This is a genomic window from Variovorax sp. Varisp85, from assembly GCF_047304045.1.
Lineage (GTDB): Bacteria > Pseudomonadota > Gammaproteobacteria > Burkholderiales > Burkholderiaceae_C > Variovorax.
The window spans coordinates 1-247 of record NZ_JBGLYN010000168.1 but is presented as its reverse complement, the minus strand read 5'-3'; the positions used below and the strand labels follow the sequence as shown (position 1 = coordinate 247).

The 247-nt window shown below is 62.8% G+C and carries 1 protein-coding gene; it reads left to right on the top strand.

Going from position 1 to position 247, the window contains the following annotated elements:
• A partial coding sequence (locus ACCC97_RS28885; protein ID WP_413336415.1) for an AMP-binding protein occupies positions 1 to 247 on the top strand: 247 nt, incomplete at both ends.

Here is a 247-nt window from a genome sequence, read left to right as displayed (position 1 = left end):
TCGCCGGAAGACTTCCTGCAGCTGCTGCAAGTGCAGAAGGTGACGGTGCTCAACCAGACGCCTTCGGCCTTCGGCCAGCTGACCAGCCTGCCGCGAGCCTACCAAGAGCATTTGTCCCTGCGCGTGGTGATCTTCGGCGGAGAGGCACTGGACCCGCAGCGCCTGCGCCAGTGGATCGAGCACCATGGCGATGACAGCCCGCAACTGATCAACATGTACGGCATCACCGAGACCACGGTGCATGTGA